Source organism: Dyella sp. (genome assembly GCF_036384435.1).
In the GTDB taxonomy this organism is placed as follows: Bacteria; Pseudomonadota; Gammaproteobacteria; order Xanthomonadales; family Rhodanobacteraceae; genus GSA-30.
Genome location: NZ_DASVMI010000197.1, coordinates 1 through 16697, shown reverse-complemented (window position 1 = coordinate 16697; position 16697 = coordinate 1). Strand labels below are relative to the sequence as shown.

The following is a 16697-nucleotide window of genomic DNA, read 5'->3' as shown; positions in this document are numbered from 1 at the left end:
CCCCGCGAGCGCGACACGTGTTGGGAGCATACGCCGGTTGGAAGTAGAGGGGAGCGGGCTGGTCAAGTCGCTCGCGTTGCGAGCGACTTGACTCACTCCAGATGCCTCACAACTCCTCGACCCTCGTCACCTTCGCGCGGCGCATCAGCCAGGCGACGCCACGCAGATCGGCGATGCCGACCCAGAGGCGGTCGAGCATGCCGTATTTGGACGTGCCAGCGGTGCGCGGGCGGTGACCGACCGGAACGCTCTGACTGTAGTAGCCGGCACGCTTGACCAGGGCGGGCAGGTAGCGATGCATATGATCGAAGTAAGGCAGACGCAGGAATACCGCGCGATCGAACAGTTTCAGGCCACAGCCGGTATCTGGCGTGGCGTCCTTGAGCATGCTCGACCGCACCGCATTGGCGATCTTCGAGGAGATACGCTTGTTGAAGCTGTCGCGACGCGTGGTACGCCACCCGGCGAACAGGCGCATGGTATCTGGCGCACCGTCGCGGGCGGCCAGCAGCTTGGGGATATCGGCTGGATCGTTCTGGCCGTCGCCGTCGAGCGTGGCGATCCATGGCGACTTCGCCGCGTGCACGCCGTTCCATACCGCCGTGCTCTGCCCGCTGCGGGTCAGGTGTCGCACGATGCGCAGCTCCGGATACCGGGCCTTCTCCGCCGCCAGCACCGCCACGCTGTCATCGGTGGAGTCGTCATCCACGTAGATGATCTCGAACTCGACCTTGCCACGCAGCGCGGCAGCGATCTCGGCCAGCAACGGCGGAATGTTGTCACGCTCGTTGAAGACGGGTACGACGACGGAGAGCTGGGTCATGGGGTGAACCTTGGTGCTGCTTGTTACGTGGCGGAATGAGCGATTTTAGGACAGTAGTGCTGAATTGGCGCGTGTTTCGGACGACTGAGGCGCGGGCGATGGCAGGTGGGTCGCGAGGGGCTAAAACCGACCACCTGGGCCGACCCATGCGTCCCGACAAAACATCAGAACTGGCATTTCGGACTCGTCTCAGGCACCCGGCCGATGGGCAGGGGCATCCAAACCCATGAACCGCACAGGCTTCTACTCGCTGGCAAAACGACTCAGCCGCTGTGGTGTACCGCAGACGCCCGGACTTGCGCCCCCATCCCCTTCTCCAACCCCATCCGTATTAGCGGATTTTCCCCAGGATGCCGTCCAGCTCATCATTGCTGTGATAGTGGATGACCAGCTTGCCACGGCCACCTCGGCCATGGGCCAGTTCAACGCGGGTAGCGAAGCGCTCGGCCAATTCGCGTTCCAGGTCGGCGATGTTCGGGTCACGTGCCGGGGCGCTCTTGGCCTTGCCCTTGGGTGCGGTCTGCGCGCGGCGCGCGGCTTCTTCCAGCTCGCGCACGCTCCAGCCGTTGCGCGCAGCTTCCAGCGCCAGCGACTCGGCGTCGCGCTCGGGCAGGGTCAGCAGGCAGCGTGCATGGCCCATCTCAAGCTTGCCTTCGTCGAGCAGGCGCTTGATGGAATCGGGCATCTCGGTCAGGCGCAGCAGATTGGACACCGAGGCACGAGAGCGACCCACGGCATCGGCAGCCTGCTGGTGGGTCAGGTCGAAATCGTCGATCAGGCGCTTGAGCGCATCGGCCTCTTCCAACGGGGTCAGGTCCTGGCGCTGGATGTTCTCGATCAGCGCCATGGCCGGTACGGCCACTTCCGGCACATCCTTGACCAGCACCGGCAGTTCCGAGAGCTGCGCGCGCTGGGCAGCGCGCCAGCGGCGTTCGCCGGCGATCAGCTCGTAGCTGTTAGGGCCTAGCGCACGCACCACCACCGGCTGGATCAGCCCCTGCGCCCTGATCGACGAGGCCAGTTCATCGAGCGCTTCGTCGTTCCAGTGCCGGCGTGGCTGGTACTTGCCTGGCTGGATGTGATGGATGGGCAGGGTGCGCAGTTCACCCTCCTGCTCAAGCAGGTTCGGCCTGGCCTCGGCGGCGGGCGCATCCGGCTCGGCGCCGGTGCCCAGCAGGGCATCCAGACCGCGCCCCAATCCTCGCTTCTTCGCTGCAGCCATGCTTACTCCTGATGAATATCGACCGCGCTGTCGAGGGGAACGTCACCGTCCTCTTCCTGCGGCAGCGGCGGCGGTTCGCTGGCGACGGCACCGGCCAGGCCACGCTCGCGGCGAATGACTTCGCCGGCCAAGCCGATATAGGCAATGGCGCCACGCGAGCTGCGGTCGTAAAGATGAATCGGCTGACCATGGCTGGGCGCCTCGGCCAGGCGCACGTTGCGCGGAATGATCGAGCGCAGCACCTTATCGCCGAAATGCTGGGTGAGCTGGGCCGATACCTCGTTACCCAGGTTGTTGCGCACGTCGTACATGGTGCGCAACAGGCCTTCGATTTCCAGCTTGGGATTGAGGCGCTGGCGCACGGCCTTGATGGTATCGAGCAGGCTCGACAGGCCTTCCAGCGCGAAATATTCGCATTGCACAGGAATCAGCACGCCATCGGCAGCGGTCAACGCATTGAGTGTGAGCAGGTGCAGCGACGGCGGGCAGTCGATCAGCACCGTGTGATACTTGTCGCCCAGCTTGGCCAGTTGTTCCTTCAGGCGGCTCTCGCGGGCGATGGCGTCCATCAGCTTGAGCTCGGCTGCGGTGAGGTCGCCATTGCCCGGTAGCAGGTCATAATGACCTTCCGTGCTGACGATCGCCTGTTCCAGCGTAGCCTCATCGAGCAGCACCTCGCAGCCGTTGGGCTTGGCCTCGTGCTTGTCCACGCCCGACGCCATGGTGGCGTTGCCCTGCGGATCGAGATCGACCAGCAACACCTTGCGCTTGGCAGCCGCCAGGGCCGCAGCGAGGTTGACAGCGGTGGTCGTCTTGCCGACGCCGCCTTTCTGGTTGGCGACAGCGATGATGCGGGCCATGGCGTGGTCGATACCGTGCACGGGTGAAAAGGGGAGCTAGGGTAGCAGGGTTGGGGCCTGCCCGCTGCGCGGACAGGGTCTGGCCGGATGGAGTCGCTCGCTGACGCTCGCCGTAAAGGGTAAAGAGCATAGGGATAGAAAGCCGAGCCGATCACGTGTCCCGTTTTGGCGCTTCCTCTTTACTGTTTACTTTGACAGCCCGCGATAACGAGCGAACTCGCGCCAGACCTATCGGTGGGCCAGTTCAAGCACATGCCGCTCCCCCTCCACCCCCGGTACCTGCAGTACATGCGTGGCGCGCAGGGTGAAGCCGGGAGGGATGCCCGGGAGTTCGTCGTCGGGACGCTTGCCTTTCATGGCTAGCCAGAGTCCGCCCGGCGCCAATAAATGACCGCCCCAGCCCAGCATGTCTTCCAGGCTGGCGAAGGCGCGGGCGGTGATGCAATCGAACTGGCCTTCGACCGCCTCCACCCGCGATTGCACCGCCCGCACGCCTTCGAGCTTGAGCGAACGGATCGCCTCACGCAGGAAGCGGACCTTCTTGCCGTTGGAATCGACCAGCAATACCTCGCGCCCGGGCGCGGCGATCGCCAGCACGATGCCTGGCAGGCCCGGCCCGGTGCCCAGGTCCGCCAAGCTGGTGCCACGCACATAAGGGACGATCGCCAGGGAGTCGAGCAGGTGCTTGGCGATCATGTCGCCAGGATCGCGCACGGCGGTCAGGTTGTAGGTGGCATTCCAGCGTTGCAGCAACGCCTGGTAATCGAGCAGGCGCTCGATGGCATCCGCAGGCAGTTGCAGGCCTAGCGCGGTCATGCCGCTTTCGAGCTGGGCTTGCAGGGCAGCGCGTGCGCTCATCGCAGGAATTCTCCAGGCAAAGGGGCCAAGTATCGATCCGACGGATATCGCCGCACCAGTCACGACGACGAAAAAGCCCGCCGAAGCGGGCTTGTGACCGGCCAACGTGGACGCTGGCGTCAGGCGATGTCCAGCTCTACGCGGGTCACCATCATGCCGCGTTCGCGCAGCGACTGGTTCATCGAATGCTTGAGCTGGGCGCCCAGGTCACGACGATCAGCCTCCCATGCCTGCGGTTGCTGGCTCAGCGCGCTCAAGGCACCGCCACGAATCAACTGATCGGCCTGCTCGATCACCGCATCGGCGCGCTCGGGCTCAAGCACTTGCCAGTACACCGTGCCGCGCACGTCGTGTTCGCCGCGCAGCGACTCTTCGAAACGCAGCACTTGGCCGCTCAGGTCGATGCGATGTCCCACGCGATCGAGCAGCGGCAAGGTGAAATGCGTGCCCGGTTGCAGCAGGCGGCTGCGCTTGCCACGTCGATACACGCTGACCACCTGGCCCGTGGGCACTCGCTTCACAGCCGTGGCAACCAGGGCCAGCAGCACGGCGACAACAAGGAGTGGCAGCAAAGTATTCATACTGAAAACAGATAGTTAGGCGTGGAAAGTTCGCTAAGTGCAGGAGGTTAAGGATACAGCCACAGGATGACACTAGGATTAATCAGAATTTAACGACAACCTTATGAGTTTTTACAAGCCCATCCAAGGGATGCGGCCACCGCACTGACGCCAGCACGGGCCCATGTCTGATTTATCGGCTAAGAATTTGTTAACTACAGAGCCAAAACGAAAAATCTTGTGCTGCGGCGCACATCCGCGTACTGGGGCCCGAAAAGCGCGCTAATTCGACGAAATTCGGCACCAGCTTGGCGCGCTACATATTGCATTGCAGCAAAGTTGTTGATTTGCAAGCGCTTTACAAGTCTGGATGAAAACGTTTACGTTCCGCCGCAAGTCGCCGGGACGACATTCCGATGGGGCTCCATACGTGGCAGTGACGATCAAAGACGTGGCTCGCGAGGCCAAGGTGTCGGTCGCCTCGGTGTCGCGTGCGCTCAACGGGCACGGCGGGGTCACCGCCGATACGCTCGAGCGCATCCGTGAGGTCGCCGCACGCTTGCGCTACGTGCCGCATGGCGCCGCGCGCAGCCTGATCACCCGCCGCACGCATACCGTGGGCGCATTGCTGCCCGACCTGTATGGCGAATTCTTCTCCGAGCTGATTCGTGGCATCGACCTGGCCGCGCGCGCGCAAGGTCTGCACCTGCTGGTATCGAGCTCTCACGACGATGCCGATGAAGCCGCTGCCGCGCTGCGCGCCATGCAGGGCCGCGTCGATGGGCTGCTGGTGATGTCACCGCATGCCGACGCGGCATTCCTGCGTCACAACCTGCCGCCTGGCCTGCCTACGGTGTTGATGAACACCGTGGTCGATGGCGATCACTACCCGGCACTATCGGTGGACAACCACGGTGGCGCCCGCCTGCTGATGACCCACCTGCTCGACGCCGGCCACCAGCGCATCGCATTCATCCAGGGCCCCCCAAAAAACCGTGACGTGGCCGAGCGCGAGGCCACGTATCGCCAGATGCTGGCCGAGCGTGCGCCCGGTCAGTCGCCGATCGTGCTGCCAGGCGATTTCAACGAGGAATCGGGCTATCGCGCCGGCCAGCAACTGCTGGCCATGCAGCCGCGCCCCGAGGCCGTATTCGCTGCCAACGACATGATGGCCATTGGCTGCATGGCGGCCTTTCGCGATGCCGGCCTGCGCATGCCTGAGGACATCGCCATCGCCGGCTTCGACGACGTGCCGATGGCCCGTTACGTCACACCCGCTCTAACCACGGTGCGCGTACGCATCGCCGACCTGGGGCGCGATGCATTGAATGAACTGGCCGCGCACATCGTGGACACCGAACGGCCGGCGCAAACGGGACGACGCGTCGATGCCGAACTGGTCGTGCGCGAGTCCAGTAGCAAGGTTTGAAGCTGCCGGCACAGGCGGCGCAACACCGATCTTCACAGAAAACTTGTCGATGCTGCGGCACAAAGCGGTCGCCGGGGACGTAAGGGCATCGGGGAATTCAACACAACAACGGCACAAGCCGACAGACGTACGACCCTTGAGGGAGGGTAGCTAGCCATGGCACGCAAACACGTTCTATCGATGCAGATTTCATTGGCCCTGGGGGGCCTGATGGCCACGGCAGCGCTGCTGCCAACGGTGGCCTGGTCGCAGACCGCCGACGCCACGTTGCGAGGCCGCGGTCCTGCCGACACCGACGTGGTCGCCAAGAACGTCGCCACCGGCACCACGCGCCGCACGCATACGGACAAGGACGGCAGCTACGCGCTGGTGGGTCTGCAACCGGGCACGTACACCGTCGATATCGGCGGCAACCAGAAGACCGTGACGTTGACCGTGGCCTCGGTCGGCACGCTCAATTTCAATGAGCCCGCGCCCGCAGCGGCCGGCGCTACCGCCGCGGTCCCGGCCAACGCCAAGGACCTGAACACAGTCAGCGTCAGCGCGACCACGCTCGCGGAAGTGACCACCTCGGAAGTGGGCACCTCGGTATCGCAGCGCCAGATCCAGACCGTGCCGCAGATCACGCGCAACTTCCTGGAGTTTGCCGACACCGTGCCCGGCATGGTGTTCACCGTGAAGAACGGCAATACCAATCTCCAGGCGGGCGGCCAGAGCTCCGGCGCCATCAACGTCTACATCGATGGCGTGGGCCAGAAGAACTACATCCTGCCGACCGGTATCTCCGGCCAGCAAAATACGCAGGGTAATCCGTTCCCGCAGCTGGCGATCAGCGAATACAAGGTGATCACGTCCAACTACAAGGCCGAGTATGACCAGATCTCCAGCGCGGCGGTGACGGCAGAAACCAAGTCAGGCACCAACCAATTCCACGGCGAAGTGTTCGGCAACTACACCAATCAGTCCGTGCGCGCCGAAACACCGGCCGAAGAAAACGACGGCAAGAAGATTGCGTCGCACAACAAGGAATACGGTTTCGCCCTGGGTGGTCCGATCATCCAGGACAAGGCGCACTTCTTTGTCACGTACGAGGGCAAGGAATACGACCAGCCGATCACCGTGACGCCGGGTGGTCCGCTCAATTACACCAGCCAGCTGCCTCCCAGCGCGCTGGCGCAGCTGGGCGCGGCAAGTTCGCCGTTCAAGGAGGACTTGTATTTCGCGAAGGTAGACTGGGAGCCGACTGATCGCGACCGTATCGAAGTCAGTGGCAAATACCGCGACGAAACGGCGGTCAGCGGCATCGGCACCGGTGTGGCCGCTTCGGCGTCCTACAGCACCAAGAACACCGACAAGCGCTACGACATTCGCTGGGATCACAGCACCGACAGCTGGTTCAACCGCTTGCAGGCCACCTACGAGAACGCGTTCTACACCCCGGAGGCCAGCCAGATCGGCAATGGCCAGGTGTATACGGCGCTGGGCGCGAACAACCAGAACATTCTAGCCACCGGTGCGGCTTCGCCGCTGGCATCGCAGAACAAGGGGCAGAAGGGTCCGGCATTGCAGGATGACTTCACCTTCAACGACATCGAATGGCATGGCGATCACGTCATCAAGATGGGTGCCAAGGCTAAATGGGTTCGACTGACGGCGCGCGACGCGGGTGAGTTCAATCCGCAGTTCTTCTATGACGTCACGCCCGATGCCGGCACCTCGGATATCCCGTACCAGGTGCAGTTCCCGTCGCCCGTACCGGGGCAGAACCCGACCGCCAGCACCGTGGACCGCCAGTTTGGCGCATATATCCAGGATGACTGGACCGTCGACGACCATCTGACCTTGAACCTGGGCGTTCGCTGGGACTACGAGAAAACACCGTCGTACCTCAACTACGTGACGCCCGCGGCCGTGGTGAACGCTTTCAATTCGCAGGACCCGAACGCGGGTGCACCGCCGGGGCAGACGTACGCACAGTCGCTCGCCAAGGGCGGCATCAACGTCAACGATTACATCAGCAATGGTCACAACCGTCATGCGCCACGCTTGAATTTCCAGCCGCGCTTCGGTTTCTCATATGACATCAACGGCGACGAAGCGCATGTGTTCCACGGTGGCGTGGGCCGTTCGTATGACCGCGACGTCTATGAAATTCTGCAATTGGAGCAGACCAAGTCGGTGCTCTCACAGCCGACGCTGTTGTTCCAGAACTCGCCCGGCCATCCGTGCACCCCGGGGCCAACCTGCATTCCGTGGGATCCGGCGTACTTGAACAACGGTTTGGCCACCTTGCAATCCCTGGTAGCAGGCACCAGCGCGGGCAAGGAGGTGGACATGATCACCAACCGCCTCAAGACGCCCTACTCGGACCAGATCAGCCTGGGTATGCGCAACAAAGTGGGTGAGTGGAACACGGATGTCACCATCTCTCGCGTCAACAGCTATGACGGCCTGATCTTCCAGTTGGGCAACCGCTATCCCGATGGCGCGTTCTATCATGGCTCGGATGCCGCTTTCGGCAATCCGATCCCTGGCTTTGGCAGCATGATCTACGCCTCGAACGGCGTCACGACCAAGACCACGCAAGGGCTGATCTCCGCGGAAAAGCCGTACACGCCCGAATCGCACTGGGGTGCGACGATCGCCTATACGTACACCGTGAGCCGCTTCAACCACGACCAGCAGAGCCTGGACGACCAGTACGCATTCGACTATCCGACGATTGGCGACTATCCGTTCATCGGCGGTCCGGTGGCCAAGCATCGCCTCGTCACCACGGGTACATTCGACGGCCCCTGGGGTTTCATGCTGGCGGCCAAGCTGACGTTGGCGACGCCGACTGCTGATCCGGGACAGGCTTGCTTCGGTACCGACCTCACCCCCACCGGCTGCATCGGCTACACCGGGACGCCGCCTGGCACGGGCAAGTTCATCATTGGCGGCAAGGTCTTCGGCTACCGCGATCTCGACCTGCAAGCGACGAAGAACTTCAAGGTATGGGGCGACGTCAACGCTTATGTACGTCTGGACGTGCTCAATGTCTTCAACTGGCACAACTACAACGACTACATCACCGACTACGGCTCCAACGGAGTGATGAACCGCACGCCGGTGACCTACAACCCGATCGGCAACATCATCGATGTGCCGCGCGAGTTGAAGCTGACCGTCGGCGTGAAGTTCTGATCCTCGGCAACACCGGTCGCGGGGCTTGCACCACGCGACCGGGCCCGAAAAAGGAGCCCCATGGCTCCTTTTTCGGGCCACCCACGTAAACGTTTACGTGATACAACACGTTTTCCCCGTGGGCCGACCATGGCTGGACCTGGCCGCCCACTTTTTTCGCTTCAAAAGGCAGCACCATGCGCTTGCAGTCCGTCTCTCGCCTCGCTCTTGCCCTGACCTGCGCGCTGGCCTGCGCCGCCACGCCCCTGGCGGCCCAGGCAGCCAAGGCCAGGCCCGCGACACACAAGGCACACGCCACGGACAAGCGCGTCCCACCCATGATCGAAGACCTGGAGAAACGCACCTTCACCTGGTTCTGGGACAGCGCCAATCCGAACAATGGCCTGGTACCCGATCACTACCCGACTGATTCCTTCGCCAGTATCGCCTCGGTCGGCTTCGGCCTGACCGCCTACGGCGTGGGTGTGGAGCGTGGTTACATCACGCGCGAGCAGGCCGTGGATCGCACCCTGGCCACGCTGCGCTTTTTCCGCGACTCGCCACAGAACGACAGCGAGGACGATGCCACCGGGTTTCACGGGTTCTACTACCACTTCCTCAACATGCAGACCGGCAAGCGCGAAGCGCGCTGGGTGGAGCTGTCCACGGTCGACACCACCTTGCTGATGGGCGGGGTGCTCTTCGCCCAGTCGTACTACGACCGCGACACGCCCAAGGAACAGGAAATCCGCGATATCGCCGATGCGCTCTATCGCCGCGTGGAATGGTCGTGGGCCACGCCGCACGCACCGCTGATCAGCATGGGCTGGACACCGGGCGGCAAATTCATTCCGCACGACTGGAAGGGTTACAACGAAGGCATGCTCGTCTACATCCTCGCCCTGGGCTCGCCCACTCATGCGGTGAGCGATGATGCCTGGGCCGCGTGGAGCGCCGACTACAAACGTACCTGGGGCACGTTCTACGGACAGGAGCACCTGGGCTTCGCACCGCTGTTCGGCCACCAGTACAGCCATGTCTGGGTGGATTTTCGCGGCATTCGCGATGCCTGGAGTCGCGACAAGAATCTCGACTACTTCGAGAACAGCCGGCGCGCGGCGTATTCACAGCAGGCCTATGCGGTGGCCAATCCCGGCCATTGCACCGGCTATGGCAAGAACATCTGGGGCTTGACGGCCAGCAACGGCCCGGGCGGCTACATCGTGCTCGGCCATACCACCACGGCGCAGCCGAAATTCTTTGGCTACACCGCACGCGGTGCCGGCATCGATTACATCCAGGACGACTGCACCATCGTGCCGACGGCGGCCGGCGGCTCGATCGCTTTCGCGCCGGAGATCGTGGTACCCGCGCTGGAGGAAATGAAGAAGCGCTATGGCCAGTGGATCTACAACCAGTACGGCTTCGTCGATGCCTTCAATCCCAGCTTCCATTTGCAGAACGTGCAACTGCGCACGGGAAAACTGGTACCGGCGATGGGCTGGACCGATACCGTGCAGTTAGGCATTGACCAGGGCCCGATCGTGTTGATGATCGAGAACTGGCGTAGCGACTTCGTCTGGAATGTGATGAAGAAGAACCCCTATATCCGCAAGGGCCTGGAACGCGCCGGCTTCACTGGCGGCTGGCTCGACCAGGCTGGCACGCAGCCATGAGCTTGCGCGTGCGCAGTGCGCTGCTGGCCATGGCCGCATCGGCCGCCCTGGCCGGCTGCGCTTCACACGAGGACGCGCACACGCTCACCCTGTGGACCATCGGCCGCGAGGGCGAGGCCATGGCCACCCTGGTGCCCGAGTTCGAGCGCGAACACCCGGGCCTGCACGTCAAGGTGCAGCAACTGCCCCTGACCGCCGCGCACCAGAAACTGCTCACCGCCATCGCCGGCGGCTCCACGCCCGACCTGACGCAGCTGGGCAATACCTGGATTCCCGAGGTAGCCGCGCTGCATGCCATCGAGCCATTACAGGCGCGTGTGGACGGCTCGAAGGTGATCGATCAGAACGATTACTTCCAGAGTATCTGGAGCACCAACCTGGTCGACGGCACGCTCTACGGCGTGCCGTGGTACGTGGACACGCGACTGCTGTTCTATCGGGTCGACCTGCTCAAGCAGGCCGGTTTCGATCATCCACCGGCCAACTGGGACGAATGGCGCCGCATGCTGGCCGCGACCAGCCACCCGGATCGCCGTATCTATGGAGCGTTGCTGCCGACCAACGAGTTCGAACAGTTGCTCTCGCTGGCCTTGCAACAACCCGAGCCCTTGCTGCGCGATGACAACCGCTACGGTAACTTCCGCAGTGCCGGCTTCAAGCGCGCGCTGGCGTTCTACGTCGATACGTTCAAGTTGCATCAGGCGCCGGCCATCACCAACGTGGAAGCCGGCAATCCCTGGACTGAATTCGGTCGGGGCGTTTATGCGTTCTACTTCTCAGGCCCCTGGAACATCGGTGAATTCCGCAAGCGCCTGCCCGCCTCCGAGCAGGACGACTGGTCCACCGCACCGTTGCCAGGGCCGGACGGCCCGGGCGCATCCAATGCGGGTGGTTCAAGCCTGGTGATCTTCAGGAGTTCAAAGCACAAGGACGAAGCCTGGCAGCTGATCGAATACCTCTCGCGTCCGCAAGTGCAGCAGCGCTTCTACGACATCCTTGGCGACATGCCGCCACGCCGTTCCTCCTGGGAAGGCGGCAAGCTGCACGACGACCCCAAGGCACGCGCGTTCAGCGAGCAGTTGGAGCGTGTGAAGCCGACCCCGCCGATACCCGAATGGGAACGTATCGTCACTGAAATGCAGTTGGTCGCCGCCCAGGCGATCGCCGGGCAACTGACAGTGGACCAGGCCGCCGAAGAAATCGATCGGCGCGCGGATGCCATCCTGGAAAAGCGGCGATGGGTGATGGACCATCACTCGATGAAACGTGATAGCAGCCAGGCACAAGGGGCGAGGGATGAGTAGCGAGGGCGCCTTTTCGACGCGCTGCTGCATGCCGAAGCATTCGTCACGCACGGTCGGCGCAGGTGTCCTTGTCCTTGGGGATCGGTTGTTGCGCCCTCGCTACTCATCCCTCGCCTCTTTGGCGTTGCCTCGCATGTTTCCTGATATCGACTCATCCGGCCGGGAGATCCCGCCACGGAGGCTCCCATGAATAACCAGCCGGTCGCCTGGGTCTTTCTTGCTCCGGCGTTCATCGTACTCGGCCTCTTCTTTGCACTACCGGTGGTTGCGGCGCTGGTGCTGAGCCTGACCGATTACGACCTCTATGCGTTGGCCGACCTGCACAATCTGCGCTTCATCGCATTGGGCAATTACTGGGAGTTGCTGCATCGGCCACTGTTCTGGTCGGCGCTGGGGCATACGTTCTACTTCGTGATCGTGGGCGTGCCTTTGTCGATTGCCGCATCGCTGGGCGCGGCGCTACTGCTCAATTCGCCGTTGGCGCGTGCCAAGGGCTTCTTTCGCACCGCATTGTTCGCCCCGGTCGTGACCACGGTGGTCGCCACGGCAGTGATCTGGCGCTATCTGTTCAACACCAAATACGGTTGGGCCAACTACGTGCTTCATGGCCTGGGCTTGCACCCGGTGGATTGGCTAGGCGATCCGCACTGGGCGATGCCAACGATCATCCTGTTCGCGGTATGGAAGAACTTCGGCTACAACATGATCATCTTCCTGGCGGGCCTGCAGGCGATTCCCGCCGACCTGTACGAAGCCGCGCGCATCGACGGAGCGTCGTTACCACGCCAGTTCCGGCACATCACCCTGCCGATGCTACGGCCCACCATGACCATGGTGGGCATTCTCACCGTGGCCGGTTACTTCCAGTTGTTTGCCGAGCCGTACGTGATGACCGAAGGCGGGCCGCTGCAAAGCACCACCAGCGTGCTCTACCTGATGTACGAGGAAGGCTTCAAGTGGTGGAATCTCGGCTCCGCCTCGGCCGTGGCATTCCTGTTGTTCGCGATCATGTTCGTGGTGACGGCGGTGCTGCTGCGCTTGTCCCGCCGGGGAGAGCCGGCATGAACGATACGCGCATGAGCCGGGCCATCATCAACGGGTTATTGATCGGTTGCAGCCTGGTGGCGCTGTTTCCGCTGCTATGGATGCTATCCGTATCCTTCATGCAGCCGGGCGAGGCCAGTTCGCTGCCGCCGCCGCTGCTGCCCCGGCATGCCACCTTCGACAACTACCATGAACTATTCATCCATGCGGGCATGGGGCGATATCTTGCCAATAGCCTGATGGTCTCCACGGCCATCACCTTGCTGGCACTGGCCTGCAACCTGATGGCCGGTTATGCCTTCGCCAAACTGCAATTCGCCGGTCGCGAGCGGCTGTTCCAGGTGCTGATCGGGGGCTTGGTGATTCCGGCCCAGGTCGCCATGCTGCCCTTGTTCCTGCTGCTCAAGTACATGGGCCTGGTCAACAGCTATGCCGGCGTGATCGTACCTGCGACGGCGACCATCTTCGGCATCTTCCTGGTGCGCCAGTATGCGCGTGGCATCCCCGACGACCTGCTCGAAGCAGCACGTATCGACGGTGCCGGCGAGTGGCGCATCTTCGTGCAGATCGTGATGCCGCTGCTCAAGCCGATCATGGTGACATTGGCGATCTTCACCTTCCTGGCGGCATGGAACGACTTCATGTGGCCATTGATCGTGCTCACCGGCCAGGAGCACTACACCTTGCCCATCGCCCTGGCCTCGCTGTCGCGCGAACACGTACAAGATTCGGAGCTGATGATGGCCGGCTCCGTGGTCACCGTGTTGCCGGTGCTTGCCTTGTTCCTGGCGCTGCAACGCTATTACCTGCAAGGCCTGCTGCTGGGCAGCGTCAAGGGTTGACGACCATGACACGATGGAAGAAGTGGGCGACAGCAGTCGTGCTGCTGGGTACGGGCGTCGCCAGGGCGGCCGCGCCGTCGCTGCTCGATGACCTTCGCCAGCCCTCGGCCTGGCATGCCAGCGGTACCGACGACATCAGCACCTCGTTGCAGCCTTCGCCCGATGGCAAGGGCTTGTGCCTGGATTTCGACTACCACGGCGTTTCCGGTGCGGCGACGCTGCATCGTGATCTGCCCATCGATTTCCCCGAACACTTCGCGCTGTCGTTCGACGTACGCGGCACGATGAAACCGAACGACCTGCAAGTGAAATTCATCGATGCCAGCGGCGACAACGTCTGGTGGTACCGGCAACCAGCCTTCGTGCCCACGACGCGGTGGCAACGCCTGCGCACGGATGATCGCCAGCTAACCTTCGCGTGGGGACCGACCAGCGACCGCAATCTGCGCAAAACCGCTGCCGTCGAATTCACCGTCTATGCCGGGCAAGGCGGACAAGGGCAGCTATGCATCGCCAACCTGCGCCTGCAACCCTTGCCGCCGCATGCAGCCGCCAAGCCGCTGCCACCCACGCCCAATGCCGTATTCCAGGCAGCCGCGAAACAGGCTGCACGTGGACTGTATCCGCGTGGCTTCTCCGGCGAGCAGAGCTACTGGACCCTGGTCGGCGTCAATGGTGGCGCACGCCATTCGGCGCTGCTGTCCGAAGACGGCGCGGCGGAGATCGACAAGGGAGGCTGGTCGCTGGAGCCCATGGTGTTCGAGAACGGCAAGGCGATCGACTGGGCCAGCGGCATCAACACCCAGGCGCTGCAAGATGGTTACCTACCCATACCCAGCGTGCATTGGCAGGTCGGTTCGTTGAGCATGCAGGTCACGGCCGCCGCCAGCGGATCGCCCGTCCAGTCGCAGTTACTGTTGCGCTATGCGCTGCGCAACGATGGCGAGCAATCGCGAAGTGTCACGTTCGCCGTGCTAGCGCGTCCGTTCCAGGTCAATCCACCGACGCAGTTCCTGAATACGCCGGGTGGCATCAGCCCCATCCATCGATTCGACTGGAACGGCAAGGCGCTTACCGTGAACGGCTCGCAGGCCGTGCTGCCGCTGCAAGCGACGGACGCTTTCGTCGCCAGCCGTTTCGCAGATGGCGCCCTGCCGGAACGCTTGCGGGGAGGCGAGCGTCCGGTCGTCGCCACGCTGGATGACTCCTCCGGCTACGCGCAAGGCGCCTTGCTCTATCACGTGACGTTGGCACCCCACGCCAGTCGCCAGTTCGGCGTCGTCGTGCCATGGACGGGGGCGGCTCCTGCCCCGGGCGCCGATGCCATGGCATGGCTGGAAGCGCAGATCCAGGGCACCGCCGCTTACTGGCGCGAGCAGCTCAATCGCGTGAGCTTGCACCTGCCCGCAAGCGAGCAGGCAATCGTGGACACACAGCGCAGTGCATTGGCGCAGATCCTGATGTCGCGCGATGGCCCTGCCCTTCAGCCCGGTACACGTTCCTATGCGCGTACCTGGGTGCGCGACGGCGCCATGATGACCGAGGGCCTGATACGCAGTGGCCATGCCGATGTCGCCGCCCAGTTCGTGCAGTGGTATGCGCCACATCAATTCAGCAACGGCAAGGTGCCCTGCTGTGTCGATGCACGCGGCTCGGACCCGGTGCCGGAGAACGACAGCCACGGCGAGCTGATCTTCGCCATCGCCGAGCTGTGGCGCTATACGCAAGATCGGGTCATGGTTTCATCGCTGTGGCCACACGTCGAACATGCGGTGGAGTATATGGACATGCTGCGTGCCAGCCAGACGCAGCAGCCCTTCCGGGGGTTGATGCCTGCATCGATCAGCCACGAGGGCTACTCGGCCAAGCCCATGCACTCCTATTGGGATGATTTCTGGGCCTTGAAGGGCTACGACGATGCCGCCTTGCTGGCCGGTGTGCTGGGCAAGCACGACCTTGCCACGCGTATCGGTGCAGCGCGCGACACATTTCGCGGCGATCTACAGCGATCGATCCTTGCATCGACGGCGGCGCACCATATCGACTACCTGCCCGGCGCGGCCGAACTGGGCGATTTCGATGCGACATCCACCACCATTGCCCTGTCTCCAGGCGATGGACAAACGTGGCTGCCGCCTGCGATGGTCGATCGCACCTTCCAGAAATACTGGGAGGGCTTCGTCGCACGCCGCGATGGCTCGTTGGCCTGGGAAGACTACACACCGTATGAAGTCCGCACGATCGCCAGCTTCGTGCGACTGGGCTGGCGCGATCGCATCGGTCAGTTGCTGGCGTTCTTCTTTGCCGATCGACGCCCTGCAGCATGGAACCAATGGGCTGAAGTGGTAGGACATGATGCGCGCAAGCCACGCTTCGTCGGCGACATGCCGCACGCATGGATCGCGTCGGACTTTCTACGCTCGGCCTTTGACCTTTTTGCATATGAGCGTGCAAGTGATCATGCGATGGTACTGGCCGCGGGTATGCAGGCCGATTGGCTGAAGGGTGGTGGCGCAGGTGTGGATCGCCTGCGCACACCGTACGGCCTGCTCACCTATCGCCTCCAGCAACAGGATGGCGCGCTTGAGCTGCATATCGACAAGCGCATTGATATTCCACCCGGGGGCTTTGTGCTGCCATGGCCTTATGCGGGCAAGGCTCACGGCGATGTGCTGGTCAACGGCAAGCGTACGGTGTGGAAAAACAACCAGGTGGTGCTTCGCGCACTATGACGTGCTTTCGCTTCATGGCCTACCCGTTCTTGCCCAGCATACCCCGCTCCACCGGCGCCATGGCCGCTCGTTGCTTGAATATCCTGTCCTTGAAGAACCAGTTCTTCTTCGCGCGAATCGGCTTGCAACCCTCGTAGAAAATCAGCTCGTCATCCGCAGGCAGCTCCTTGATCTCCTGCGGC

The 16697-nt window shown here is 62.9% G+C and carries 13 protein-coding genes; 7 read left to right on the top strand and 6 right to left on the bottom strand.

Annotation, left to right across the window (positions count from 1 at the left end; translation table 11 throughout):
* Positions 1–106 precede the first annotated feature (106 nt).
* From VF436_RS21105 to VF436_RS21085, 5 genes are all read right to left on the bottom strand, one after another.
* Complete coding sequence (locus VF436_RS21105) at positions 107–823, bottom strand: glycosyltransferase (RefSeq protein ID WP_330906031.1); 717 nt, start codon at positions 821–823, stop codon at positions 107–109.
* Between the two features lie 331 nt (positions 824–1154).
* Positions 1155–2045: a ParB/RepB/Spo0J family partition protein gene (locus tag VF436_RS21100; RefSeq protein ID WP_330906030.1), complete on the bottom strand. Its 891-nt coding sequence runs from the start codon at positions 2043–2045 to the stop codon at positions 1155–1157.
* 2 nt (positions 2046–2047) lie between these two features.
* Positions 2048–2905, bottom strand: coding sequence for a ParA family protein (locus VF436_RS21095; RefSeq protein ID WP_330906029.1), 858 nt, complete (start codon positions 2903–2905; stop codon positions 2048–2050).
* A 228-nt stretch (positions 2906–3133) separates the two neighbouring features.
* Positions 3134–3763 carry a 16S rRNA (guanine(527)-N(7))-methyltransferase RsmG gene (gene rsmG, locus VF436_RS21090; protein WP_330906028.1) on the bottom strand — a complete coding sequence of 210 codons (630 nt, stop codon included), beginning with the start codon at positions 3761–3763 and terminating at the stop codon, positions 3134–3136.
* Positions 3764–3882: 119 nt separating this feature from the next.
* The gene (locus tag VF436_RS21085) at positions 3883–4344 is read right to left on the bottom strand and encodes an SPFH domain-containing protein (RefSeq protein ID WP_330906027.1); all 462 of its coding nucleotides are present in this window, start codon (positions 4342–4344) and stop codon (positions 3883–3885) included.
* A 409-nt stretch (positions 4345–4753) separates the two neighbouring features.
* On the opposite strand from VF436_RS21085, the gene VF436_RS21080 reads away from it, so the two are divergent.
* From VF436_RS21080 to VF436_RS21050, 7 genes are all read left to right on the top strand, one after another.
* Positions 4754–5752, top strand: coding sequence for a LacI family DNA-binding transcriptional regulator (locus VF436_RS21080; protein ID WP_330906026.1), 999 nt, complete (start codon positions 4754–4756; stop codon positions 5750–5752).
* 156 nt (positions 5753–5908) lie between these two features.
* A complete protein-coding gene (locus VF436_RS21075) occupies positions 5909–8938 on the top strand; it encodes a TonB-dependent receptor (protein ID WP_330906025.1) in 3030 nt (1009 codons plus the stop codon).
* A 176-nt stretch (positions 8939–9114) separates the two neighbouring features.
* On the top strand, positions 9115–10593 hold the full coding sequence (locus VF436_RS21070) for a glucoamylase family protein (protein WP_330906024.1): 1479 nt from the start codon (positions 9115–9117) through the stop codon (positions 10591–10593).
* A complete protein-coding gene (locus VF436_RS21065; protein WP_330906023.1) occupies positions 10590–11897 on the top strand; it encodes a sugar ABC transporter substrate-binding protein in 1308 nt (435 codons plus the stop codon). Before VF436_RS21070 ends, VF436_RS21065 begins: the two co-directional genes overlap by 4 nt.
* A gap of 186 nt (positions 11898–12083) precedes the next feature.
* Positions 12084–12962: a sugar ABC transporter permease gene (locus tag VF436_RS21060; protein WP_330906022.1), complete on the top strand. Its 879-nt coding sequence runs from the start codon at positions 12084–12086 to the stop codon at positions 12960–12962.
* An 11-nt stretch (positions 12963–12973) separates the two neighbouring features.
* Positions 12974–13783, top strand: coding sequence for a carbohydrate ABC transporter permease (locus VF436_RS21055; protein ID WP_414649894.1), 810 nt, complete (start codon positions 12974–12976; stop codon positions 13781–13783).
* A 5-nt stretch (positions 13784–13788) separates the two neighbouring features.
* The gene (locus VF436_RS21050; protein WP_330906020.1) at positions 13789–16515 is read left to right on the top strand and encodes a discoidin domain-containing protein; all 2727 of its coding nucleotides are present in this window, start codon (positions 13789–13791) and stop codon (positions 16513–16515) included.
* 19 nt (positions 16516–16534) lie between these two features.
* Here the strand turns inward: VF436_RS21050 and VF436_RS21045 are convergent, their stop codons facing one another.
* Positions 16535–16687, bottom strand: a complete 153-nt coding sequence (locus VF436_RS21045; RefSeq protein WP_330906058.1) for a hypothetical protein — start codon at positions 16685–16687, stop codon at positions 16535–16537.
* Positions 16688–16697 lie beyond the last annotated feature (10 nt).